The organism is Rhodococcus sp. FG69, assembly GCF_057808915.1.
The window spans coordinates 1-23,531 of record NZ_JBMDIX010000013.1 but is presented as its reverse complement, the minus strand read 5'-3'; the positions used below and the strand labels follow the sequence as shown (position 1 = coordinate 23,531).

Sequence of the window (23,531 nt, the reverse complement as noted above, 5' to 3'; positions counted from 1 at the left end):
GGCAATGCGGAAATGTGGATAACTCGAGTTATCCACAGGCTGAAGCAGACCTAGTTGCACACTATCGTCGCGGATCGGCGATTTCCCGTCGATTCACGACGATAGTGTGCAGTCGGATCCGGCCGAAACGGCCCGCCCGCGCACTAAGCTGCACACATGAGCGGCGAGTATCGAAATGCATTCGACAGCAGCATCTCCGATCGGGAAGGTTTCTGGCTGGAGGCTGCCGGTGGTATCGACTGGACGACGCCCCCGACCACGGCGTTCACCAACGGACGCTGGTTCGAAGATGGCGAGCTCAATACGTGCGTCAATGCGCTCGACCGGCACGTCGATGCCGGACACGGCGACCGGACCGCGCTGATCTACGACTCCGCGATGCTCGGCACCGTGCGCTCGTTCACGTACTCCGAACTTCTCGACGAGGTAGCTCTGTTCGCCGGTGTGCTGCTCGAGAACGGCGTCACCGTCGGCGATCGCGTCGTCCTGTACCTGCCGATGATTCCCGAGGCCGTCGTCGCGATGCTGGCGTGTGCGCGGATCGGTGCCGTGCATTCGGTGGTGTTCGGCGGGTTCGCGGCCAAGGAACTCGCTGCGCGGATCGACGACGCCGAGCCGGCACTGCTGATCACCGCCAGCGGCGGCTTCGAACCGGGCAAGGTGATCGAGTATCTGCCGATTGTCCAGAAGGCCCTGGCCCTCACCACGGCACCGAAACCGGCAGTGATCGTCAAAGCACGCGAGGGCATCGCGAACGCACACAGCTGGCTCGATTGGGACGAGCAACTCGTCGACACCGTTGCAGCCGAGCCGGTTTCGGTGCGGGCAACGGATCCGCTCTACATTCTCTACACCTCGGGCACCACCGGCAAACCCAAGGGAGTGGTACGCGACAACGGCGGCCATGCCGTCGCTCTGATGTGGTCGATGCGCAACATCTACGACGTCGGCGAGGGCCAGGTGATGTGGACGGCGTCGGACGTCGGCTGGGTCGTCGGGCACTCCTACATCGTCTACGGCCCCTTGCTCGCGGGTGCGACGTCCGTTCTCTACGAGGGCAAACCCGTCGGCACTCCCGACGCCGGGGCGTTCTGGCGGGTGATCCAGGACCACGGTGTCCGTGCGCTGTTCACTGCACCGACCGCGCTTCGAGCAATCCGCAAGGTCGACCCACGCGCGAGCGAACTCGAGAAGTACGACATCTCCTCTCTCGCCACTGTCTTCGTGGCAGGTGAGCGACTCGACCCGGACACCTACGAGTGGGTCAGCCGCACCCTGGACCGCCCGGTCGTCGACCACTGGTGGCAGACCGAAACCGGCTGGGCGATCTGCGCCAATCTTCGTGGTTTGGAACCACTTCCGATCAAGTCGGGATCGCCTACGGTGGCAGTGCCGGGCTTCCAAGTCGGGATTCTCGACGCGAGGGGCGCCGAAGTCGATGCCGGGACCGAGGGCAACATCGTCGTCAAGCTCCCGCTTCCGCCCGGCACACTCGTCGGGTTGTGGAACGACGAGGACCGCTTCAGGCGCTCGTATCTCGAGACGTTCCCCGGCTACTACCTGACCGGCGACTCCGGTTACGTCGATGCCGACGGATACGTCTATGTCCTCGGCCGCAGCGACGATGTCATCAACGTTGCCGGCCACCGACTTTCGACGGGATCGATGGAGGCCGTCGTGGCGAGCCATCCGGCCGTCGCCGAATGCGCGGTGATCGGAATCCACGACGACCTCAAGGGGCAGCGCCCGAGCGGTTACGTAGTTCTCAAGGCCGGGGAGAGCATCGAGGAAGAGCAATTGCGCACCGAGCTCGTCGCGATGGTGCGCGATCAGATCGGCGCGCTCGCGACGTTCAGGGACGTCACGATCGTCGGGGCTCTGCCCAAGACGCGGTCCGGAAAGATTCTACGGAAGACGATGCGGCAGATAGTCGCCGGCGAGGAGTACGGAGTGCCGTCGACGATCGAGGATCCGGCAGTGCTCGACGCGTTGGAGAAGTTGCTGGGCAGGTGACCCTGCTGGCCCGCACGGCAGAAACCCGAGCAACAATGTCCGAAATCCGCGCGACCAAGACCTGGGCGTGGCCGTAGCGTGAGCGACATGACTGCGCTCGACACCACGAAGAAGACCGACTGGCTCGCACTCGGAGCTGTAACCATCACAGTGCTGGCCTGGGCGTCGGCGTTCGTCGCGATCCGGGGCGTCGGGACGTCGTTCGGCGCCGGACCCCTTGCGCTCGGGCGATTGCTCATCGGGACAGTCGCACTCGGTGCGATTCTCATGCTGAGGCGCACGTGGGTCAGGCCAGGACGAACGCAGTGGATACAGATCATCAGCGTCGGCGTGTTCTGGTTCGCGATCTACAACGTGTCGCTGAACGCCGCAGAACAGCGGGTCGACGCAGGTACGACCTCGATGCTCATTCAGATCGGACCGATCCTCGTCGCCCTGTTCGCGGGCCTTCTGCTGGGCGAGGGATTCCCGCGGTGGCTCGTGATCGGGGCGGCGATCGCATTCTCGGGTGCGGTCCTGGTCGGCGTCGTCACGGCGGTCACGACCACGGACACCACCAAGACCGACGCGGACTTCCTCGGCATCGCACTGTGTCTCGTTTCTGCCGCCACGTACGCGATCGGCGTGCTCAGCCAAAAGCCGGTTCTCAGAAGCGTTCCCGGATTGCAGGTCACGTGGATGGCGTGCGCGATCGGCACTCTGTGCACGTTGCCGTTCGCGCCCGCACTGATCGAGGACCTCGGCACGGCATCAGCCGGGGCGACCGGCGGATTGATCTACCTCGGCCTCGTTCCGACCGCCCTCGCGTTCAGCACGTGGGCGTACGCGCTGACGCGGATGGACGCTGGGCGGCTCGGCATCACGACGTATGCCGTTCCGCCGCTGACGATCCTGATGGCCTGGCTCCTACTCGGGGAAGTCCCGCACTTTCTCGCCGTCGTCGGCGGCATGATCTGCCTCGTCGGTGTCGGCTTGTCGCGTCGGCGTTAGAGGGACTTGAACCGCGCGATGGCAACTTCGCGTTCGTGTTTGTGGTCGACGATCGGTTCGGGGTACTCCTTGGGTCGCCCGAATTTGAGTGTGTGTACGGCCTTTCCCTCTTCACCACGCAGCTCCGGCACCCACCGCCGCACGTAATCGCCTGTCGGATCGAACTTCTCGCCCTGCGTGATCGGGTTGAACACCCGGAAGTACGGCGACGCGTCGGTGCCCGTTCCTGCCGTCCACTGCCACCCATGCTGGTTGCTCGCGAGGTCGCCGTCGACGAGGCGATCCATGAAGTACCGGGCCCCCCACCACCACGGAACGTGAAGATCCTTGACGAGGAACGACGCCACGATCATGCGGACCCGATTGTGCATCCAGTTCTCGGATTTCAGTTGGCGCATCCCGGCATCGACGATGGGAAAGCCCGTTCGCCCGTCCTTCCATGCATCGAACATTTCCTGGGCGTGCTTGCCGGTGTCGAGTTCGATCGCGTCGAACTTCTTGTCGTAGTTCTCGCGGGCACTGTCCGGCCGCTGGAAGAGTATGTCCGCGTAAAAGTCTCGCCATGCGATCTGCCGCCGGTACGACGCGGATCCTTCGGTGCGCAGCTTTCCGAGGTCCGCCAGCATGGTACGAGGGTGAATGGTTCCGTACTTCAGATGCACCGACATTCGCGACGTCGAATCCAGGTCCGGTCGGTTGCGCTCGTCGTCGTAGGACGACACCCGCTCGAGAAACTCAGCCCATGCGTCCGACGCCGCCTTCTCCCCTGCGGGCGCGTCCGACGCATCCTTCTCGGTAGGGATCTTCACGCGCGCAGGCAGGCCATTCACCTCGCTCGGGTCGAGCCAGTCCACGGTCTCGGACGACGTGTCTGCCGGCCCCCGCCACCCATGCTCCATCCACTGCCGGAAGTACGGGGTGAACACTCGGTACGGCTCACCGTCGCTCTTGGTCACCCTCCCCGGCGCAATAGCGTACGGCGACCCCGTCGACACCAACGTCACGTGTTTGCCGACGCGTTCGTCACGACTGCGCCCGTAGGGCCCGTAGTCGGAGCTGATGTGTACCTCGTCGGCATCGATGGCCTTGCACACCTTCGGCACCACCGACTCGGGATCACCCTTGACCACCAGCAACCGACCGTTCAACTGTTCGTCCAGCGCCTCCAGGCTGCGAAACAGAAAATCTCGACGCGGCCCGCCCGACGCCTTCAGCAATACGTCGTCGAGAACGAACAAACCCAGTACCGGCCCACCCGAGTCCGCTGCGGTAGTCAGCGTCGGGAGATCGTTCGTTCGAAGGTCGCGTCGAAACCACACCACAGTCATGGAACAAGTCATACCCGCACATTGTCGGCACAATCCACCCGCGTCGAGTTCTCACAGTTCTCCCATACTTGCCTCACCGAGCGCCCAATATTGTCTTCTACCTTGGGAAACATGAGAAACACAGCAACCCCGATCTTCCCGGGAGCTGCGTCGTTGGTGAACAGCACCTGCAGCTTCGAATCGTTCTACGCCAAGCTCTACGCAAACGCTCCGGCGGTTGCGTGGACTCTCGACGCCGATCGCGAACGCCGCGAGGCGCTCGAAGAGTTCTTCGCCAAATCGCCCGAGGAACGCCAGATGACGGTGGACAGCTGGGCGGCTTGAGAACATAGAGGCGTGCCTGAATCTGCCACGGTCCTCGTCGTCGACGACGATGCGGACGTGCTCGCCTCGCTGCAACGCGGACTTCGCCTATCCGGATTCACCGTCATCACCGCGGTGGACGGCGGACAGGCACTCACGGTCGTCGCGCAGCGCACACCTGACGTCGTTGTCCTCGACATCAACATGCCGGTGCTCGACGGCGCCAGCGTCGTGAAAGCCCTGCGTGCAATGGGAAACGACGTCCCGATCTGCGTGCTCAGCGCGCGAAGCTCGGTCGACGATCGAATCTCAGGTCTCGAGTCGGGTGCCGACGACTACCTGACCAAACCATTCGTGCTGGCCGAGCTGGTGGCGCGCATCCGCGCGATGCTGCGCCGGAGGTCGACGGCTCCTGCAGTGCCCGACACCGGATCGGCCGTCACAATCGGCGCCCTCCGCGTGGACATCCCCGGATACCGCGCCCACGTGAACGACCGCGAGCTCGATCTCACCAAACGCGAATTCGAACTGCTCGCCGTCCTGGCCCGTAACTCGGGCGTCGTCCTCACCCGTGAACGACTCCTCGAGCTGGTGTGGGGCTACGACTTCGTCGCCGACACCAACGTCGTCGACGTGTTCGTCGGCTATCTACGACGGAAGATCGAGGTCGACGGCCAGCCGCGCATCCTGCACACCGTCCGCGGCGTCGGCTTCGTCCTGAGGGCATCGTCTTGAGGTTCTCACTCCGTGCACGCGTCGCCGCCGCGACAGCCTTGGGCGCAACCATCGTCGTCGCCACCGTCGGCATCGTCGCCTCCGTCGCCATTTCGCGGAACAACGTCAGCAACCTGGACGAACGCCTCACGACGGCATCCCAGGTCCTCAGTCCCAACTCGGCGAGCCTCGAGCTCTTCCTCGATCAACTCGGCAGTTCCGGAGCCTTCGCGGTGACGATTCGGACCGGTGACCTGGTGATCGCATCGACGCCGACGCAATTGCCCGAGCTCGACGAGGGTTCCGCGACCGTCGACGTCGACGGCGATCGATTCCGGGTTTACACCTCCGAGGCCGTATCCGCGACGGACATCGTCATCTCCATCGGCGTCCCGGCGATCGAGGCCCAACGGGTCACCGACGATCAGCAACGCTGGGTGATCGTCGGCGGACTGGCGGCAGTTGCGGCATCGACGGGACTGGGGTGGCTCTTCGGTGGTCGGGCCGTGAAGCCTCTGGTGACGTTGACGCAACAGGTCAGCGCCCAGCCTCCTCGCGCTCCCGCGACGAGAACCGGCGTCAAGGAAGCAGACGAACTGGCCGTCGCCATCGCCGACATGCTCGACCGCCTGGGCGACGCGCAAGCCCGTACCAACGAGGCGCTCGGGACCGCTCGCGATTTCGCCGCGGTGTCGGCACACGAGCTGCGCACTCCGCTGACGGCGATGCGCACCGACATAGAAGTCCTCCGGACACTCGATCTCGAGCCCCCGCAACGATTCGAGATTCTCGAGGACCTACAACGCACCCAGGGCAGGGTGGAAGCGACCCTGTCCGCGCTGGAACGGCTCGCGTCCGGAGAACTGTCGAGCGAGAACGACCGCGTGCCGGTCGATGTAGTGGAAATATGCGACGTCGCAGCGCAGGACGCCATGCGCCAGAATCCTGATCTCGACGTGCGCGTCGACTCGGAGCCGTCGCTGGTGATGCAGGCGCTCCCTGCAGGCCTTCGGCTGGCGCTGGACAACGCGATCATCAACGCCGTCCGGCACGGCAATGCCCGTCGAGTCTCGATTGCCGTCGCCCGAGATGATGCGCTGGTGCGAATCACCGTCGACGACGACGGAACGGGGATTCCCCCGGCCGAACGGGAGTCGGTGTTCGAGCGGTTCTACCGCGGGGCGTCGGCGACGAAGGGTGGGTCCGGTCTCGGGCTCGCGCTCGTCGAGCAGCAGGCCGAGTTGCACGGTGGCCGCGCCTTCTTCACCGACAGTCCGCTGGGTGGGGCGCGCCTTGTGATCGAGCTCGCTGCCCCCGTGAACGAGTAATCACGGCCGCGGACCGTGACTACACACAGGGGTTATTTACACCGAAGAAACCCACAGAACCGGCCGATGTTGCAAAGATCGTACGATGTCGCTCACCCAGTTCCACGTACCGACGATCGATATCTCGCCGTACGTCGGGCACGGCACCGAAGAGAGCAGGCGGGAAGTCGCGTCCGATTTGGATTACGCGTGCAGCGCAGTCGGATTCATGTCGATCACGGGACATGGAATCCCCGATTCCGTGCTCGCCGGCCTCCGACGCGCACTCGACGGCTTCTTTGCACTCGACGCCGCAGACAAGGCGTCGTACATCATGCCGCCGGATGTCAATCGTGGTTACACGGCACCGAGAAGTGAGTCGCTCAGCCTGAGCCTGGGGGTGGAGTCGGCGACGCGTATGAACGACTTCTTCGAGGCATTCAACGTCGGTACCGGCGACGGTGTCGCCAACGTATGGCCGACCGTCGACGGTTTCGAGGACGCCGCCACGACCTATTTCGCGCATGCCGCGCGGGTGGCACGAACACTCACCCGGATCTTCGCCGACGCCCTCGGCCTTGCGCCCGACTTCTTCGAACCGATCACGAGCAACTCGCTCGACACCCTCCGAATGAACAACTACGCACTTCCAGCCGGTGAAATCGACCTCGATGGCGAGTTGGACGGAATGGGCGAGCACACCGACTACGGCCTCGTCACCGTGCTGTGGGCCGACCAGGTGGCTGGGCTACAGGTGGTCGGCAGTGACCTGCGATGGCACGACGTGTCGCCCGCGGACGATGCACTGCTGATCAATCTCGGGGATCTGACGGCCAGGCTCACCAACGACCGGTGGTTGTCCACCCTGCATCGGGTGCGGCCACCGATCGTGGACGGAAACATCGTTCGACGTCGTTCGGTGGCGTTCTTCCACGACGGGAATCTGGACGCGACGATCGCGCCCCTGAACTCGTGCATCGAACCGGGCGAGGCACTTCACTACGAACCCGTCACCGTTGCCGAGCACATCGCGGCAAAACTCGCGGGTTCACGAGGCGGAAAAAGCAATACGACGGCAACGCGGGAGGCAGCCCGCGCACGGGCTGCCATCCCAGCACTGCGCTAGCTGACGTCGAGCAGGTCGATCACGAACACGAGCGTCTTGCCCGACAGCCGGTGGCCCTGGCCTGCAGGCCCGTATGCCAGCTCCGGCGGAATGGTGAGCTGACGACGTCCGCCGACCTTCATGCCGGGGATCCCGTCCTGCCAGCCCTGAATCAGGCCCCGCAGCGGGAACTTGATCGACTCGCCGCGGTTCCACGAGGAGTCGAATTCTTCTCCCGACTCGAACTCGACGCCGACGTAATGAACCTCGACATTGCCCCCGGGAACAGCTTCGGTGCCATCTCCCTCCACCAAATCCACGATGACTAGATCGACGGGCGGCGGGCCTGCCTGGAACTCGATAATTGGCTTCGTCACGCACTCCACCCTACGTCGCGGCTGTCAGCCGATCGGGGCAGGCATCAGAATCGTCCGATATTCGCAGGTCAGCACGTTGCCGGTAGACGGATCGCCCATCTCGACCTTCCAGGAATCGGCGAACTGGTCGACGCCGGGGTGCATCGAGATCGTGCCCGAAATCAGGATGGTTCCCCGCTCGAACAATCCACGCTCGCGGAGGACGTCGAGCCAGTACTTCGGCGAGAGCAGATCCGCGAGCGAACCCGTCTGAATCGGCGTCTCTCCGACCCAGGCTTTCAGGGTGATCTCGTCGATGCGATCGGCGACGTCGGACAGCCGCCACGCGTTCGTCCCAAGCACATCGGGAGAAGCGTTCTTGCTCCAGGCGACGCTGTGAACCTCCAGCTCACGGTCGGTGTGGTCGCATGCGACGGTGAGCAGGACGTCGTTCTCGGTGTCACCGAGAATCACCAGCGCCCATTCGGCCTCTCCGGACGTGCGCGCGTGCTGGACGTGCACCTCATCGGTCTGCTGCGCAAGATACGGCGAAATCGGGTACATCGCCGGGGTGACGGTCGGTGCTGGAACACCGAGTTCAGCCAACTCGGCGATGTGGTGGGCCACTTCGTCCTGGTTGCGACCCGCGTAGCCGGCGTTGAGCAGTGTGCGAGGCTCGACTGTTTCGGTCGAACCGTCAGGGAGCGTGAACGTCAGCATCAAGGAGGCCCTCTCGTTAATTGATTGTTTCCAATACGCCGAAACACTTGCGCATACGTCTTGTATACAGCAAGTATGGACAACGTACAACGGATCGAGTGACCCAAGGCACAGACGAAGGAGCTGCACATGACTGCGCAGACAGTCGACAAGAAAGGCCTGGCGAAGGCATTCGCCGCGAGCCTCACCGGCACAGCACTGGAGTGGTACGACTTTGCCGTCTACTCCGCTGCCGCTGCGCTCATCTTCCCGATCGTCTTCTTCCCCGACAGCGATCCGCTGACAGGGACCTTGCTGGCGTTCTCGACCTACGCAGTCGGGTACATCGCCCGTCCGGTCGGCGGATTCGTCTTCGGGCGGCTCGGCGATGTGATCGGACGCAAGCAGCTACTCGTCATCACCTTGCTGTTGATCGGCGTCACCACCTTCGCCATCGGACTGATCCCCGGATACGACACGATCGGTATCGTCGCGCCGATACTTCTCGTCACGATGCGATTCGCACAGGGCGTCGCAGTCGGCGGCGAATGGGGCGGCGCAGTCCTACTGTCGAGCGAATACGGCAACCCCAGCCAACGCGGGTTCTGGTCCTCCGCCGCACAGATCGGACCGCCTGCAGGCAACCTTCTCGCCAACGGCGCACTCGCAGGGTTGACGCTCGCGCTGACCGAAGAACAGTTCGAATCATGGGGTTGGCGCGTGGCCTTCCTCTTCTCCGCGGTGCTCGTCGGATTCGGTCTCTGGATTCGACTGAAGCTGGAAGACACACCGGTGTTCAAGGCGCTGCAGGAGAGCGGCGACCGATCCGAAGCACCGATCAGCGAAGTGTTCAAGACCCAACGACGTCCGCTGGTTGCAGCAATCATGTCGCGCATCGCACCCGACGTCATCTACGCGCTGTTCACCGTCTTCTCGATCACCTACGGAACACAGAAGCTCGGGTTCGAACGCAGCGAGGTTCTGATCGCGATTCTCGTCGGCTCGACGTTCCAGCTAGGACTGATCCCACTGGCGGGAGCACTGTCCGACCGGATCAATCGTCGGCTCGTCTACGGCGTCGCCGCGGTCGGCGGCGTCACGTGGAGCGCCATCTTCTTCCTGATCATCGGCGGAAGCTCGCTGCCGCTACTGATTCTCGGCATCGTCGTCGGCTTGGCATTTCACTCGTTCATGTACGGGCCGCAGGCAGCGTTCGTGACCGAGCAGTTCACCGTCCGACTCCGCTCGACCGGCAGTTCGCTCGCCTACACGCTCGCAGGTGTGGTCGGCGGCGCGATGGCTCCGCTGATCTTCGTCTTCCTGTTGGACAAGACCGACAGCTGGGTACTCATCGTCGTCTACGTCGCAATCGTCGGCGTGCTGACGCTGATCGGACTTGCGTTGGGCCGCAACCCCGACCGCGCCGAAGAAGAGGAATATCAGGTCATGACGAGAACTACGCCCGCAGCAGAATCTGCAGTGTGACTTCGAGATGATCGTCGATCGCACGATGCACGAGGCCCTCGTCGCCCGCCTCCAGGGCGGCGACGATGGCCTCGTGCTCGGTGCACACGTTGCGTTGACGGTCCGCTGCAGCGAAGAGAGCAGTCAACCCCACCCTCAGTTGGCGAGCTCGGAGTCCGGCGTAGGTACGCGACAGCAGCTCGCTCCCCGCCGCATCGACGAGGATCTGATGGAACAGACCGTCCAGATCGATGAATTCCTTTGCTCCCTCGGCAGTTCTCGTATCGGCCAAACTTTCCTGTCGATCGAGCGCCTCGCGCATCTGCGAGACCGGCGGCGCACCTGCCTTCAACGACGCACTCGCGGCATGCCGCTCGAGCACACCTCGCAACTCCATCAGCTCGCCGATCTGACGGCCCGACATCGCCGGTACGTGCGCGCCCCGTTTGGGTACCATTTCGACGAGCCCCTCGGCCTGCAGCATCAGCAGAGCCTCGCGAACCGGCGTGCGAGACACCCCGATTCGGGTGGCGAGTTCTTGCTCGTTGAGAAACGTGCCGGTGGCAGCGGGCGACGTGAGCACTTGATCGCGAACGAACGAGTACGCCTTGTCCCGACCCGATAGCGATTGCATACGCTATGTATACCTCCCATAGCGATACGAAACCAGGAGATCAGCCGATGAGCACCACTATTCGAATCAGCCTCGCGCAGGTCACCAGCGGCACCGAACCGTCCGACAACCTGAAGATCATCGATAGGCACGCACAGGCCGCACACGAAGCCGGATCGTCGATCGTCGTGTTCCCGGAAGCGATGATGCGCTGCTTCGGTGGACCAATTCGGAAGAGTGCAGAACCACTCGACGGCCCGTGGGCGGATGCCGTCCGCGAAATCGCCAAGAAGATCGGCATCACCATCGTCGCCGGCATGTTCACCCCAGCCGACGAAGGCCGCGTCGCCAACACGCTGCTGATAACCGGGCCGGGAGTCGAAGCCTCGTACGACAAGATCCACCTCTTCGACGCCTTCGGATTCGCCGAATCCGACACTGTCGCACCGGGGTCGGAGCCCCTCACCGTCCAGATCGACGGAGTCACAATCGGATTCGCCACGTGCTACGACATTCGCTTCCCCGCCCTGTTCCAGAAGCTCGGCGACCTCGGAGCCGAGATCGTCGTCGTCCCCGCGTCCTGGGGCAGCGGACCGGGCAAGGTCGAGCAGTGGTCACTGTTGGCCAGGGCGCGCGCTCTGGATTCCACCGCCTACGTCGCGGCGTGTGACCAGGCGGAACCAGCGGAAGCCGAAGGTACCGCGCCACTGGGCGTCGGGCATTCGGTTGTCAGCTCCCCCACCGGCGAGGTCCTCGGCGAGCTCGACGCAACGCCCGGGCTACTGACCGTGGACATCGACACCGGGCTCGTCGACGCTGTTCGCAAGAAGCTCCCGGTGCTCGAGAACCGTCGGCAGTTCTGATTCGGCAGCGGCCAGGAACATGACAAGAGCCGCCGTCCCCGATCGGGGACGGCGGCTCTGGTCGTCTGGTTCTCAGCGCGAGCTGACGTCCTTGTAGTCGCGCTCGGTGTAACCGGTGTAGATCTGGCGCGGACGGCCGATCTTGGTGGACGGATCCTCGTGCATCTCGCGCCAGTGCGCGATCCAGCCCGGGAGGCGCCCCATTGCGAACAACACCGTGAACATGCGCGGCGGGAAGCCCATCGCGCGGTAGATCAAGCCGGTGTAGAAATCGACGTTCGGGTACAGCTTGCGCTCGACGAAGTAATCGTCGGTGAGCGCGGTCTCCTCGAGCTTGAGCGCGATGTCGAGCAGCTCGTCACCGTTGCCCAGCTTGCCGAGGATGGTGTGCGCGGTTTCCTTGACCAGCGTGGCGCGCGGATCGAAGTTCTTGTAGACGCGGTGCCCGAAGCCCATGAGCTTCACGCCGTCTTCCTTGTTCTTCACGCGACGCAGGAAGTCGGTGGCATCGCCGTCTTCGGCCTTGATCTTGTCGAGCATCTCGAGCACAGCCTGGTTGGCACCGCCGTGAAGCGGTCCCCACAGCGCGTTGATGCCGCCGGAGATCGAGGTGAAGAGGTTCGCGTCCGAGGATCCGACGAGACGAACCGTCGACGTCGAGCAGTTCTGCTCATGGTCCGCATGCAGGATGAGCAGCATGTCGAGCGCCTTGACGATCTCGGGATCGACCTCGTAGGGCTCGGCCGGGAAGCCGAACGTCATACGCAGGAAGTTCTCGACGAGGCTCTTCGAGTTGTCCGGGTACAGGAACGGCTGACCGACCGACTTCTTGTACGCGTACGCCGCGATGGTCGGCAGCTTCGCCAGCAACCGGATGGTGGACAACTCGACCTGCGCCGGATCGTTCGGGTCGAGCGAATCCTGGTAGTACGCCGACAGCGCGTTGACCGCGCTCGACAGCACCGGCATCGGGTGCGCGTTCCGCGGGAACCCGTCGAAGAACCGCTTGAGATCCTCGTGCAGCAGGGTGTGTCGACGGATCTTGTCGGTGAACGTCTCCAACTGGTCCTCGGTAGGCAGCTCACCGTAGATCAGCAGGTAGCTGACCTCGATGAACGAAGACTTACCGGCAAGCTGTTCGATCGGGTATCCGCGGTAACGAAGGATTCCCTGGTCGCCGTCGATGTAGGTAATCGCCGACTTCGTCGAGGCGGTGTTGACGAACCCGCCGTCGAGAGTCGTGTAGCCGGTCGTAGCCAGCAGCTTTCCCAGCTCGATGCCGTCATTGCCTTCGGTCGCCTTGGCAATGGACATGATGTGTTCGCCACCGGGATAGGTGAGGGTGGCTTTGGCGTCATTCTCAGCGGGCACGAATGGTCCCTCTCGAACTCTTGTAACGGACACGTACGTAAAGCGGACACTTCTATCGTCGATAGAGAAACTAGTCTCTCGGCGCCTCGGACGCCCACGGAGGGTCGGCACCCGGGCGAGAAACGGTGACGGCTGCTGCTCGCGCGGCGAACCCCAGTGCTCGTTCCCAGTCTCGCTTGCCCATGTCACTCAGGGCACTCGATGTGACAATATTCTCTTTCTCCAAAAAGGCGAGCAGGGCGCCGTGGACCGTGTCACCAGCACCGATGGTGTCGACAACGTCGACCTGCACGCCTTCCACCCCTATCTCACCGGACGCCGTGAACACCGAAATTCCGTCGCCACCACGCGTCATGACCACTGCGGTGACTCCCGCCGCACGCCAGTCGTCGACCGTCGAACCTTCCGAACCCAATCCCAGCCAGTGAGAATCATCCTCGGACACTTTCAGAATGTCGACAGCAGGCAACCACGACAGGAACCGTCGCCTGAAGCCGTCGGCCGTGATGTCGCCACTCGTACTGTCGATGGCCGCGGGGCGGATGTTCGGATCCAGCATCGTCAACTTCCCGGCCGCGTGCGCACGGTGGAGCAACGCCGCGTACATCGATGCGCCCGGCTCGTACAGCAACGACAGCGTTCCGAACGACAGCGTCGTGATCTCGTCCGGCAGATCACCTGGATCCTGCACCAGACGGTCCGCCGTACCGTCCGCGTAGAACGAGTACTGGGCGCTGCCGTCGTCGGCAAGATTTGTCAGGGCAAGCGTTGTCGGCTCGGCTCCACGCTGGACCAGCGACACGTCGACGCTCGCGTCACGCAGACTCTGCAGAATCTGCTCGCCGAACGGATCGGTCGACACCCGCGACAGGAACGAGACCTTCTCGCCGAGACGGCCGAGCGCGATCGCGACGTTGAACGGGCCACCGCCGAGCTTCGGCGACAGCAACGGGCCTTCGTGGACCGGAACCAGGTCGACCAGCGCCTCTCCGCACACCAGAATCGTCATGCTGCTCGGTACTCCATTCCCCAAGTGCCCGTCCAGGATTCGCCGGGCTTCAGGACGAGGAGATCGATCTCGGAATTGAACGCATCCGGCGGGCACGTCATCGGTTCTATTGCCAGCGCTCGCCCGCGATCGGGATACGCCTGGTCCTTCGCCGGGTCCGCCGTGAACACCTGCACCCAATCGAATTCCCGGTCGGTCCACAGAACTGTCGCGGCGCCGTCAGGGCTCCGAAGGTAGTGTCTCGCTCTGCCGTCGGGGTCGGGTAGTTCGGCGCTGAAGGGCGTGTCCAGCCAGACGCCCTTCAGCGATTTCGCCGCGGTGAAGTCGTAATCCGACCCAGCCGTCGGCACCGATGGGCCGTTGGGCAGGTTCCGCACCGGGTCGAGCTGCAGACGCGTACCCGCCGAGAGCTCGAGCGTGCAGTCGTCCAGAGGGACGTCGCCGACGCGCACGAAGGTGTGAAAGCCCATCCCGTAGGGCGCGTCGGTATCACCGTCGTTCTTCGCCGTCGCCGTGACGAGCAGACCGTCCTCGGTGAGTTCGTGCGCGACGGTCACCGTCAACGCATACGGCCACCCTTCGTGCTGACCGACCTCGACGGATTGCTCGACGCGCGACGGCGAGCGGTCCATCAACGTCCAGTCGACGCGACGGACGAATCCGTGGCTTGCGTTGTTGCGGGAAGGCTCGGTGATCTCGAGCCGATGCTCGGTGCCTTCGAACGTGAATGTGCCGTCGGCGACGCGGTTGGGCCACGGCGCAAGGACCAGTCCGGCGGACAGCGGCGGCTTCTCGCCCACCTTCCAGGTCTCGGTCAACGGCACGCCGTCGAATTCGAGCATCCGGAGCCCCGCGCCCGTCGAGGCGATCTCCGCTCGGTACCTACCACTGGTGAGCAGATAGCTCTGTACGTCAGCCATGGGTGCCATTCTCCACCACCTTCCCCACTCGATAGCGAATGAACGCAGGAAGAGCCAGCGCGGCGATCGAGACGCCGATGACGACGAGCACTCCACCACCCGCAGCAGCCGCCGCCGTCCCGACCGACGCCGCCGCGCCATGCAGAACGTCTCCCACTCGGGGGCCGCCCGCCACCACGACGATGAACACTCCTTGCAGGCGTCCACGCATCTCGTCGGTGGCAACTTGTTGAAGCATCGTGGATCGGAACGCGGCCGAAATCATGTCGGCGCCACCACCGAGGGCAAGGAACGCCAAGGCGAACCACAGCGCGATCGCCGTCGCACCATCCGCTGCGAGACCGACCGCGACACCGAACCCGATCATCGCCACGCCCCACACCACGATGCAGATCACCACCGCGAGACCTTGACGCCGCACCCGGGGCAGCCAACCGGAGAAGACTCCGCCGATCACCGCACCGGCCGACATCGCTGCGAACAGCATGCCGAGGACCGGTCCGCCCGACGCCGGATCCCCGAAGCTCTCGTGCGCGATCTGCGGGAACAACGCGCGCGGCATGCCGAACACCATCGCGATGATGTCGACGACGAACGACGCCAGCAGCACCTTCTGCGTCGCGAGGTACGCGAAACCCTCGAACACCGACCGTAATCCGGCTCGTTGCCCGGTCTTCGCCGGGGGAATCGAAGGCAAACTGAACACGGCCCACAGCGTCGCGAACAGCGCGAAGGTGTCGATCAGGTACAGCGCCTCGAGCCCGATCAAGTAGATCAGGATGCCCGCGCTCAGGGGACCCGCGATCGCCCCGAAGTTCATCACGGTCATGTTGAGCGAGTTGGCGGCCGGAAGCTGCTCGGCCGGAAGAATACGGGGAAGGATCGCACTTCTGGTCGGCTGGTTCACCGCGAAGAACGCCTGCTGAACTGCCAACAGCACGAGAATGATCCAGACGTTGTTCAGGTCGAGAAACGCTTGCAACCAGAACAGCGCCGACGTTCCGATGAGCCCGCACGTGGTGATCATCAGCAGTGTTCGGCGATCCATCACGTCCGCGAGCGCACCACCCCACAGCCCGAAGACGATGAGCGGGACCAGCGCGAAGACACCCGTCAACCCGACGTAGGCCGAGCTGAGGGTGATCTGAAAAACCTGTTGCGGGACAGCCACTATGCTCAGTTGAGCGCCGATGACCGTGACGATGTTGGCAAGCCACAACCGGCGGAATGCCGGGGTCTTCAGAGGAGTCGTGTCGGCGAGAATGCCGCGAAGCGCGCTCACGGCTGCAGGCGCTCGACTTTCGACGTCGCGACTGTGAAGCGGATTCTGTTGTGCAGACGTGACTTTCGGCCCTGCCAGAACTCGACGGTATCCGGGCGGACCCGGAATCCTCCCCAGTGCGGCGGAACAGGTACGTCCCTGCCCTCGAACTTCGCCGTCACTGCGTCGAGCGCGTCGTTCAACGCCGCACGCGAGGAGATTGGCCTCGACTGCTGCGACGCCCACGCACCCAACTGCGAACCACGAGGACGAGACGCGAAGTACTCGGCCGTCATCTCCGCCGACACCTTCTCGGCGGCGCCACGGATCGTCAGCTGACGCTCGATGCCGATCCACGGAAACGTCAGCGATGCATAAGCGGTGCGCTGCAGCTGCGTGCCCTTGTCCGAGTCGTAGTTGGTGTAGAACACGACACCGTCGGCGTCGAGACCCTTACACAGAACCGTCCGGGTCGACGGGCGGCCGTCTGCGTCCACGGTGGCCAGCACCAGCGCGTTCGGCTCCGGAATCGAGGCATCGATCGCATCGGCGAGCCATTCCTGGGCCAACGGCAGCCAGCCGTTCTGCAGCCGCTCGACGTCGAGATCGACGTCTTCCTTGTAGTCGACTCGCATGTCGGCGAGGGGTGGTTTGTCGTTCCGCACGAACCCAGACGCTACTCCCGGGTACGACCCGCTAAAGTTCACCCACAGGCAAGCCCGGAGATGGAATCGACCCTTGTTGTTTCACTCGGTTGTTCCACGGGCCCGATCAGGAAGAGTCCACGCGAAATGGCTGTTCAGCAGATACCGGAAGATTTCGTCAGTGGGCTCGAAGGCGTCGTGGCGTTCACCACCGACATCGCCGAACCGGACAAGGACGGCGGCGCACTGCGCTACCGCGGCGTCGACATCGAGGACCTCGTCTCCAAGAACGTCACCTTCGGCAACGTGTGGGCGCTGCTCGTCGACGGCCGCTTCGGCCCGGGCCTGCCGCCGGCCGAGCCGTTCCCCCTGCCCATCCACACCGGTGACGTCCGCGTCGACGTTCAAGCCGGTCTGGCGATGCTCGCCCCGATCTGGGGCTACCAGCCGCTCCTCGACATCGACGACGCCACCGCCCGCGACCAGCTCGCCCGCGCATCCGTCATGGCGCTGTCCTACGTCGCGCAGTCGGCCCGTGGGATCTACCAGCCCGCCGTGCCGCAGAAGAAGATCGACCAGTGCGAGACAGTCACCGCACGCTTCATGACGCGATGGAAGGGCGACCCCGACCCCGCGCACACCGCAGCCATCGACGCCTACTGGGTCTCCGCCGCCGAGCACGGCCTCAACGCATCGACGTTCACCGCACGCGTCATCGCGTCCACCGGTGCCGACGTCGCTGCCGCACTCTCCGGAGCCATCGGCGCGATGTCGGGTCCACTGCACGGCGGAGCACCGGCTCGTGTGCTGCCGATGATCGAAGAAGTCGAAAAGACCGACGATGCCCGAGGCCTCGTCAAGGGCATCCTCGACCGCAAAGAAAAGCTCATGGGCTTCGGCCATCGCGTCTACCGCGCCGAAGATCCCCGCGCGAGGGTGCTGCGCGCGACAGCCAAGCGCCTGAATGCACCACGCTACGAGGTTGCCGCCGCGTTGGAGCAAGCAGCACTGGCCGAACTACGTGAGCGTCGTCCCGACCGCGCCATCGAGACCAACGTCGAATTCTGGGCAGCAGTGATCCTCGACTTCGCCGAAGTTCCGGCGCACATGATGCCCGCTATGTTCACCTGCGGCCGTACCGCCGGATGGTGCGCGCACATCCTCGAGCAGAAGCGCCTGGGCAAGCTCGTGCGCCCGGCCGCCATCTACACCGGACCGGCGCCTCGCACGCCCCAGTCCGTCGACGGGTGGGGCCAGATCGTCTGAGGCTTGCTCGGTAGTTGGTTGCCCGAGTTCTCGGTCGGCCTTGGTCGGTTTCGGTCGGCCCACGGTGAGCGAACGGCTCATTCGGTCACTTCCGGCCGCGAACGCGCACCTTCCAGCCCACGCGCGCGTTGCAACCTGCGCGCCCGCTGGAACCTGCGCGGAGCAGGGGCGGAGCGACGCAATGTACACGATTTTCGACTATCCACAGGCTGGCTATCCACATCTACCGCTCTGATCGGGCAGCGGTCAGCATTGCCCCATGCACATCGGTGTCGATCCCCTGCTGCTGCGACGCGAACTGATCCGCAGCGGATCGACAGACAGCGATATTCGGAGCGCGAAGGCGGACGGATCGATCACCACTCTCCGCCGGGGCGCTTTTGCGGCAACGGCTGCACTCGATGCGATGCGCGCCGAGGATCTACATCTACTTGCGATCCGAGCGAACCTGTCCGCGGCCAAGAGCCAGCTAGTGGTGAGCCACCAATCGGCCGCGGTCCTACATGGGTTCGCAATGTGGGCTCCGGACCTGACCCGGGTTCATGTCACAGCGGATCGAACTTCAGGCGGTCGGACGACGAAGTTCCGCCATGTCCACGCAACTCCCCTCGCTGCAGCTGACGTGGTCACTATCGACGGCATTCCGGTCACATCCCCGGACCGAACCATTGCAGACTTGCTGAGGATTCTCCCGTTCGAGGCGGGAGTATGCGTCGGCGACGCGGCACTCCGGGCTGGTTCGGCGACCATGGCCGGCATCAGCGCGGCGCTCGAACGATCGGGTGGACGAGGATTGGTCACTGCCCGACGCACGCTGGGCTTCTGTGATTCTCGGAGCGAGAGCGTCGGCGAGTCCCGCACGCGTGTGTTGCTCCACCGACTCGGCTTCCCTGCGCCCGAGCTGCAAGTGAATCTGTACGACGAAGCGGGCCGTTTTCTGGGCCGTACGGACTTTCTGTTCGTACTCGGCGTCATCCTCGAATTCGACGGCAAGGTGAAGTACACGAAGCACCTCCAGACTGGGCAAACGGCAGCGGATGTTGTAGTAGCCGAGAAGCTTCGCGAAGACGAGATGCGGGCGTTGGGTTGGGTGTTCGCGCGGTGCACGTGGTCCGACCTCGACAATCCAGAGCGATTCGCCGCCAAGCTGAGGCGCGCATTCGAGCTGGCGGCATCACTCCCGACGCCCCGCACCATTGCTCGGCCCTGAACATTTGCTCGCCCCTCAACATTGCTCGCCCCTGAACGCGCACCTTCCAGCCCACGCCCGCGTTGCAACCTGCGCGGCCGCTGGAACCTGCGCGGAACACATCGGAAAACCACCCAAGCCCAACCAGCCCAGGCAACGCCTTACAAACCTGCGCGCAACCGCCCGACGTGCAGCGACTACCCTGTAGCTGCCATAATCCCTCGACGCTAGGATGCGCTGCTCAATGGCCGATTTGCCGATCATTCCCGCCGATCTTCTGCCCGCCGACGGACGTTTCGGCTGCGGACCATCCAAGGTTCGCCCCGAGCAGCTGCAGTCCCTGGTCGACGTCGGTGCATCCGTGTTCGGTACGAGCCACCGTCAGAAGCCGGTCAAGGACGTCGTTGCACGCGTGCGCGGAGGACTCAAAGATCTGTTCGACCTTCCCGAGGGCTACCAGGTCGTGCTCGGCAACGGCGGCACCACCGCATTCTGGGACGCCGCCGCATTCGGCTTGATCCGCGAAAAGTCCCTGCACCTGACCAACGGCGAGTTCAGCTCGAAGTTCGCCTCGGTTGCCAAGAACAACCCCTTCATCGGCGACCCGATCGTCGTGAAGGCAGATCCGGGCAGCGCCCCCGAGCCGACGTCCGATCCGTCCGTCGACCTCATCGGTTGGGCACACAACGAGACGTCGACGGGTGTCGCCATTCCGGTGAGCCGTCCGGCCGGATCCGAGAATGCGCTCATCGCCATCGATGCGACCTCGGGTGCCGGTGGCCTTCCGGTGAACGTCGCCGACTCGGACGTCTACTACTTCGCACCGCAGAAGTGCTTCGCCGCCGACGGTGGCCTGTGGGTTGCGCTGATGAGCCCGGCTGCGCTCGAACGCGTCAGCGAGATCCAGGCGTCGAACCGCTGGGTCCCGGACTTCTTGTCGCTTCCGATTGCCATCGACAACAGCAGCAAGGACCAGACCTACAACACACCTGCGGTGGCGACGCTTCTGCTGTTCGCGGACCAGATCGAGTGGTTGAACTCGCAGGGTGGCCTGGATTGGGCTACCGCGCGTACGGCTGATTCGTCGTCGCGCCTGTACGACTGGGCCGAGAAAAGCGAATTCGCGACGCCGTTCGTCGAGAACCCGGCGCACCGCAGCCAGGTCGTCGGCACCATCGACTTCGACGAGAAGATCGACGCCGCACAGGTTGCGAAGATCCTTCGCGCCAACGGCGTCGTCGACACCGAGCCGTACCGCAAGCTCGGTCGCAACCAGCTGCGCGTCGGCATGTTCCCCGCGATCGAGCCGGACGATGTCACCGCTCTCACCAAGAGCATCGACTGGGTCGTCTCCACACTGAACTAGCAGCAGGCTCACAGCTCGGGCGCCCTCGGCGAGGCCTAGACTGGCGACTGATTCGCAAGTCGAACTACCTCGAAAGGGCGCCCGATGCGTGTTCTCGTCGCTCTGTCGAGGCTGCGTGTCACCATCGCCTACGTCGCCATCTCCGTCGTGGTCGCTCTCCTCATGGACCAACTTGGACCACACACCCAGTGGCGTGTTCTGCACGAGGCAAGCACCAACCTTCGCAATCTGAGTGACGGCCATATCGCCACCCTCGTCACTAGCGCATTCCTCACCGACGGCGACCTGAACTGGGGCTGGCTCGCGGCCGTTGCCGCGCTCTTCGCGGCCGCAGAATGGATCTCGGGATCGAAGCGATTCCTTCTGACCGCCGCCGTTGGCCACGTCGGCGCCACGGCCGCTGTTGCCGCCGGCTTGTCCGTCGGGATACACGCCGATCTGCTGGCCGATTCCCTCGCGATGACTGTCGACGTCGGGATCAGCTATGCGGCAGCAGCAGTCGTCGGATCCATGATCACCTACCTACCCGCCCGCTGGATGGTCATATGGGCAACCGGGTGGATCGTCGCCGTCGTCGCTGCTGCGATCTCGGATCCGTCCTTCACAGCGTTCGGCCATGCCGGCGCATTGTTCATCGGTTTCGCGTTGGGCGCGATGTTCGCGCACAGCGATGGAAAACGGTTGCTTTCCAATCGATCTCACTCCGACGCTGCCGAACGTGTGCAACCGGAGCACTCGATGACTAGTCTTTGACACTGGGACGAAACAAGCGTGTCGGACACCAGCTGAACATCACGAGTGGATTACAGTCGAGGGACAATATCGCGAGTCGGCGCGATGAGGAGGTCAAGGTGCGAGATCTACGCGTGGTCGGTCTCGAACCGGACGGGCAGTACGTAGTCTGCGCAGATCCCAAAACCGGCGACAAATTCCGGCTTCCGGCCGACGACAAGCTCCGCGCGGCCTCCCGCGGCGACATCGCTCGACTAGGACAGATTGAGATCGAAATGGACAGTTTGCTTCGCCCCAAGGAGATCCAGGCTCGGATCCGAGCCGGCGCCACCGTCGAGCAGGTTGCCAACGACTCCGGGATGGCGCTGAGCCGCGTCGAGGTGTTCGCGCATCCGGTGTTGCTGGAACGATCGCAGGCCGCGTCGATGGCCCAGGCCGGTCACCCGATGCGTCACGACGGTCCGGCAGTGCAGACTCTCGCAGAAATCGTCGCCCTCGCCTTCCGAGCGCGTGGCCACCATCTCGACGAGGCCACGTGGGACGCGTGGCGCGACGAGGACAACAAGTGGGTCGCCCAGCTGAAATGGCAGGCCGGACGCACCACCAACAAAGCTCACTGGCAGTTCCTTCCCGACGGTCACGGTGGAACCATCACTGCGCTGGACGATGCCGCAGCAGAATTGGTCGATCCGGACTTCGGACGTCAGCTCCGCGGCCTCGCACCGGTTCGCGCGCTCGAGGTAGCCCCCGAAGAATCTCAGCAGTCGTTCGACGACTACTACGGCACGACGGCGGACAGCGAAATCGATGCCGACATCGAAATCGAAGAAGACGCCCCATCTGCTGTGCACGAACGCAAGCACGACTCCGCACCCGCACCCAAAAAGGACAAGAAGGGCAAACCCGCGATGCCGTCGTGGGAAGATGTTCTGCTGGGTGTCCGCAGCAGCGGGCACAACTGAACATGGTCGGCTGACACCGATCGAGAAGGGTGCCTGGAGTGGGGGCCAAAGCATCGACCATCTGGTACATCGACGCACCCGATCCGATCTCGCTGTTGCGGGAAACGACGTCGTCGGACTGGGAAGCCGCTACAGCCCTGGTGGGGAGACTGTTCCCCGACAACATCGCTGTACCGAAAGGCGAAGGACCGATCACACGGTCGGCGGGTGTCTCGCCTGACGAGGTGTTCATCGGGTGCTATCCCGGAGCCACCGTCATCTGCGGTAACAACCTGTCCATCGCGAAACCGTCGCTCATTCCCGAATTCTGGACCCGGCCGCTGGCGTCGGAGCGCACCTATCTCGTGGCGACCGATCCGACGACGGCATGGGGCGCGTTCGCCTACTGGGAACGTGGCACGCTCCGCAGGTCGTTCAGCGCGACACCTATCTACATCTACGAGGACGTCGGACTTCCACTCGTCTGGGAGCGTCCGTTCTGGGCCGGCGAACGTCCACTGATCTACCCACCTGATGTCATGCCGGACCCACAGTCTCTGCCTTTTCACCCGCAGGAATTCGCCGAGACCGCCAACGCAGAGTGGCTGGGGTTCCGCTACACGGGCGTGCCGCGTGGCGACGAGTTCGACGCGGGATCGTTGCCGGTGTGTGGGTTCACCATGTACGAACCGGGTCAGCAACCTCAGCCCAGGGCGATGGAACCTCAGTCGGCTCCCGAGGAAAAGAAATTCATGCGCTGGCTACGACGGAAATCCCCAGAACCACAAAGCTGATCACAGCTCCGACGCACGCCCCGTACACCGGCCATCTCCATACCGGCGTCGCACGCCACCTCAGCACCGTCGGCGCTGCTCCACCGACGACGATCAGGTTGATCCCGATCGCAAGAAGAACGTTGATGTCCGCCAGTTCACGGCCGAACGCGGTGAGCGCTGCGCCGACGAGAACTGCACAAAACGCCGCGACGGGGATTCCGGTGAAGAAGACCTCGCAGTCGGGGGCAGGAGTGGAGCCTGCGGGAACGACCCGGTTCACAGGAGTGGAGCCTGCGGGAAC

At 64.0% G+C, this 23,531-nt stretch carries 24 protein-coding genes; 14 read left to right on the top strand and 10 right to left on the bottom strand.

Going from position 1 to position 23,531, the window contains the following annotated elements; translation table 11 throughout:
* Positions 1–156: 156 nt before the first annotated feature.
* Both ACODSO_RS12335 and ACODSO_RS12330 read left to right on the top strand, forming a co-directional pair.
* Complete coding sequence (locus ACODSO_RS12335; RefSeq protein WP_489037191.1) at positions 157–2,013, top strand: AMP-binding protein; 1,857 nt, start codon at positions 157–159, stop codon at positions 2,011–2,013.
* Positions 2,014–2,100: 87 nt separating this feature from the next.
* Positions 2,101–3,003 carry a DMT family transporter gene (locus ACODSO_RS12330; RefSeq protein ID WP_489037190.1) on the top strand — a complete coding sequence of 301 codons (903 nt, stop codon included), beginning with the start codon at positions 2,101–2,103 and terminating at the stop codon, positions 3,001–3,003.
* Here the strand turns inward: ACODSO_RS12330 and ACODSO_RS12325 are convergent.
* Positions 3,000–4,331 (bottom strand): cryptochrome/photolyase family protein, encoded by a 1,332-nt coding sequence (locus ACODSO_RS12325; protein ID WP_489037189.1) that lies wholly within the window; start codon positions 4,329–4,331, stop codon positions 3,000–3,002. The genes ACODSO_RS12330 and ACODSO_RS12325 overlap by 4 nt on opposite strands.
* A 111-nt stretch (positions 4,332–4,442) precedes the next feature.
* On the opposite strand from ACODSO_RS12325, the gene ACODSO_RS12320 reads away from it, so the two are divergent.
* The 4 genes from ACODSO_RS12320 (at position 4,443) to ACODSO_RS12305 (ending at position 7,781) form a co-directional block, all read left to right on the top strand.
* Positions 4,443–4,655: a hypothetical protein gene (locus ACODSO_RS12320; protein ID WP_068377670.1), complete on the top strand. Its 213-nt coding sequence runs from the start codon at positions 4,443–4,445 to the stop codon at positions 4,653–4,655.
* Between the two features lie 12 nt (positions 4,656–4,667).
* A complete protein-coding gene (locus ACODSO_RS12315) occupies positions 4,668–5,369 on the top strand; it encodes a response regulator transcription factor (protein WP_068377672.1) in 702 nt (233 codons plus the stop codon).
* Positions 5,366–6,676 (top strand): sensor histidine kinase, encoded by a 1,311-nt coding sequence (locus tag ACODSO_RS12310; protein WP_489037188.1) that lies wholly within the window; start codon positions 5,366–5,368, stop codon positions 6,674–6,676. Before ACODSO_RS12315 ends, ACODSO_RS12310 begins: the two co-directional genes overlap by 4 nt.
* An 85-nt stretch (positions 6,677–6,761) precedes the next feature.
* Positions 6,762–7,781 (top strand): isopenicillin N synthase family dioxygenase, encoded by a 1,020-nt coding sequence (locus ACODSO_RS12305; protein ID WP_489037187.1) that lies wholly within the window; start codon positions 6,762–6,764, stop codon positions 7,779–7,781.
* On the opposite strand, the gene ACODSO_RS12300 is transcribed toward ACODSO_RS12305, so the two are convergent.
* Both ACODSO_RS12300 and ACODSO_RS12295 read right to left on the bottom strand, forming a co-directional pair.
* Positions 7,778–8,137, bottom strand: a complete 360-nt coding sequence (locus ACODSO_RS12300; protein ID WP_068377677.1) for an FKBP-type peptidyl-prolyl cis-trans isomerase — start codon at positions 8,135–8,137, stop codon at positions 7,778–7,780. The genes ACODSO_RS12305 and ACODSO_RS12300 overlap by 4 nt on opposite strands.
* A 24-nt stretch (positions 8,138–8,161) precedes the next feature.
* Positions 8,162–8,836, bottom strand: coding sequence for a DUF2848 domain-containing protein (locus tag ACODSO_RS12295; RefSeq protein WP_489037186.1), 675 nt, complete (start codon positions 8,834–8,836; stop codon positions 8,162–8,164).
* Between the two features lie 129 nt (positions 8,837–8,965).
* On the opposite strand from ACODSO_RS12295, the gene ACODSO_RS12290 reads away from it, so the two are divergent.
* On the top strand, positions 8,966–10,300 hold the full coding sequence (locus ACODSO_RS12290) for an MFS transporter (protein WP_489037185.1): 1,335 nt from the start codon (positions 8,966–8,968) through the stop codon (positions 10,298–10,300).
* Here the strand turns inward: ACODSO_RS12290 and ACODSO_RS12285 are convergent.
* Complete coding sequence (locus ACODSO_RS12285) at positions 10,272–10,913, bottom strand: GntR family transcriptional regulator (RefSeq protein WP_489037184.1); 642 nt, start codon at positions 10,911–10,913, stop codon at positions 10,272–10,274. The genes ACODSO_RS12290 and ACODSO_RS12285 overlap by 29 nt on opposite strands.
* Positions 10,914–10,960: 47 nt before the next feature.
* Between ACODSO_RS12285 and ACODSO_RS12280 the strand changes: the two genes are divergently transcribed.
* A complete protein-coding gene (locus tag ACODSO_RS12280) occupies positions 10,961–11,755 on the top strand; it encodes a carbon-nitrogen hydrolase family protein (protein ID WP_489037183.1) in 795 nt (264 codons plus the stop codon).
* A gap of 72 nt (positions 11,756–11,827) precedes the next feature.
* On the opposite strand, the gene ACODSO_RS12275 is transcribed toward ACODSO_RS12280, so the two are convergent.
* The 5 genes from ACODSO_RS12275 to pdxH all read right to left on the bottom strand — a co-directional run bounded on the left by ACODSO_RS12275 (position 11,828) and on the right by pdxH (position 16,951).
* Positions 11,828–13,126, bottom strand: a complete 1,299-nt coding sequence (locus ACODSO_RS12275) for a citrate synthase (protein WP_489037182.1) — start codon at positions 13,124–13,126, stop codon at positions 11,828–11,830.
* Between the two features lie 70 nt (positions 13,127–13,196).
* Positions 13,197–14,135, bottom strand: a complete 939-nt coding sequence (locus ACODSO_RS12270; protein WP_489037181.1) for a carbohydrate kinase family protein — start codon at positions 14,133–14,135, stop codon at positions 13,197–13,199.
* On the bottom strand, positions 14,132–15,064 hold the full coding sequence (locus ACODSO_RS12265; protein WP_489037180.1) for an aldose 1-epimerase family protein: 933 nt from the start codon (positions 15,062–15,064) through the stop codon (positions 14,132–14,134). Before ACODSO_RS12265 ends, ACODSO_RS12270 begins: the two co-directional genes overlap by 4 nt.
* Complete coding sequence (locus ACODSO_RS12260) at positions 15,048–16,337, bottom strand: MFS transporter (RefSeq protein WP_489037179.1); 1,290 nt, start codon at positions 16,335–16,337, stop codon at positions 15,048–15,050. Before ACODSO_RS12260 ends, ACODSO_RS12265 begins: the two co-directional genes overlap by 17 nt.
* Entirely contained in the window at positions 16,334–16,951 is a 618-nt protein-coding gene (gene pdxH / locus ACODSO_RS12255) for a pyridoxamine 5'-phosphate oxidase (RefSeq protein ID WP_068377709.1), read from the bottom strand. Before pdxH ends, ACODSO_RS12260 begins: the two co-directional genes overlap by 4 nt.
* Before the next feature lie 156 nt (positions 16,952–17,107).
* Here pdxH and ACODSO_RS12250 point away from each other — a divergent pair, with 156 nt between their 5' ends.
* From ACODSO_RS12250 to ACODSO_RS12225, 6 genes are all read left to right on the top strand, one after another.
* On the top strand, positions 17,108–18,226 hold the full coding sequence (locus ACODSO_RS12250) for a citrate synthase 2 (RefSeq protein ID WP_068377700.1): 1,119 nt from the start codon (positions 17,108–17,110) through the stop codon (positions 18,224–18,226).
* Between the two features lie 259 nt (positions 18,227–18,485).
* Positions 18,486–19,436 (top strand): type IV toxin-antitoxin system AbiEi family antitoxin, encoded by a 951-nt coding sequence (locus ACODSO_RS12245; protein ID WP_489037178.1) that lies wholly within the window; start codon positions 18,486–18,488, stop codon positions 19,434–19,436.
* A 223-nt stretch (positions 19,437–19,659) separates the two neighbouring features.
* Positions 19,660–20,781 (top strand): phosphoserine transaminase, encoded by a 1,122-nt coding sequence (gene serC, locus ACODSO_RS12240; RefSeq protein WP_068377704.1) that lies wholly within the window; start codon positions 19,660–19,662, stop codon positions 20,779–20,781.
* A gap of 84 nt (positions 20,782–20,865) precedes the next feature.
* Entirely contained in the window at positions 20,866–21,534 is a 669-nt protein-coding gene (locus ACODSO_RS12235) for a rhomboid-like protein (protein WP_068377707.1), read from the top strand.
* A 98-nt stretch (positions 21,535–21,632) separates the two neighbouring features.
* Positions 21,633–22,475, top strand: a complete 843-nt coding sequence (sepH, locus tag ACODSO_RS12230; protein ID WP_489037177.1) for a septation protein SepH — start codon at positions 21,633–21,635, stop codon at positions 22,473–22,475.
* Positions 22,476–22,513: 38 nt separating this feature from the next.
* Complete coding sequence (locus ACODSO_RS12225; protein WP_068377724.1) at positions 22,514–23,248, top strand: DUF6928 family protein; 735 nt, start codon at positions 22,514–22,516, stop codon at positions 23,246–23,248.
* Here ACODSO_RS12225 and ACODSO_RS12220 read toward each other — a convergent pair.
* A partial coding sequence (locus ACODSO_RS12220; RefSeq protein WP_489037176.1) for a DUF2537 domain-containing protein occupies positions 23,205–23,531 on the bottom strand: 327 nt, incomplete at its 5' end. The genes ACODSO_RS12225 and ACODSO_RS12220 overlap by 44 nt on opposite strands.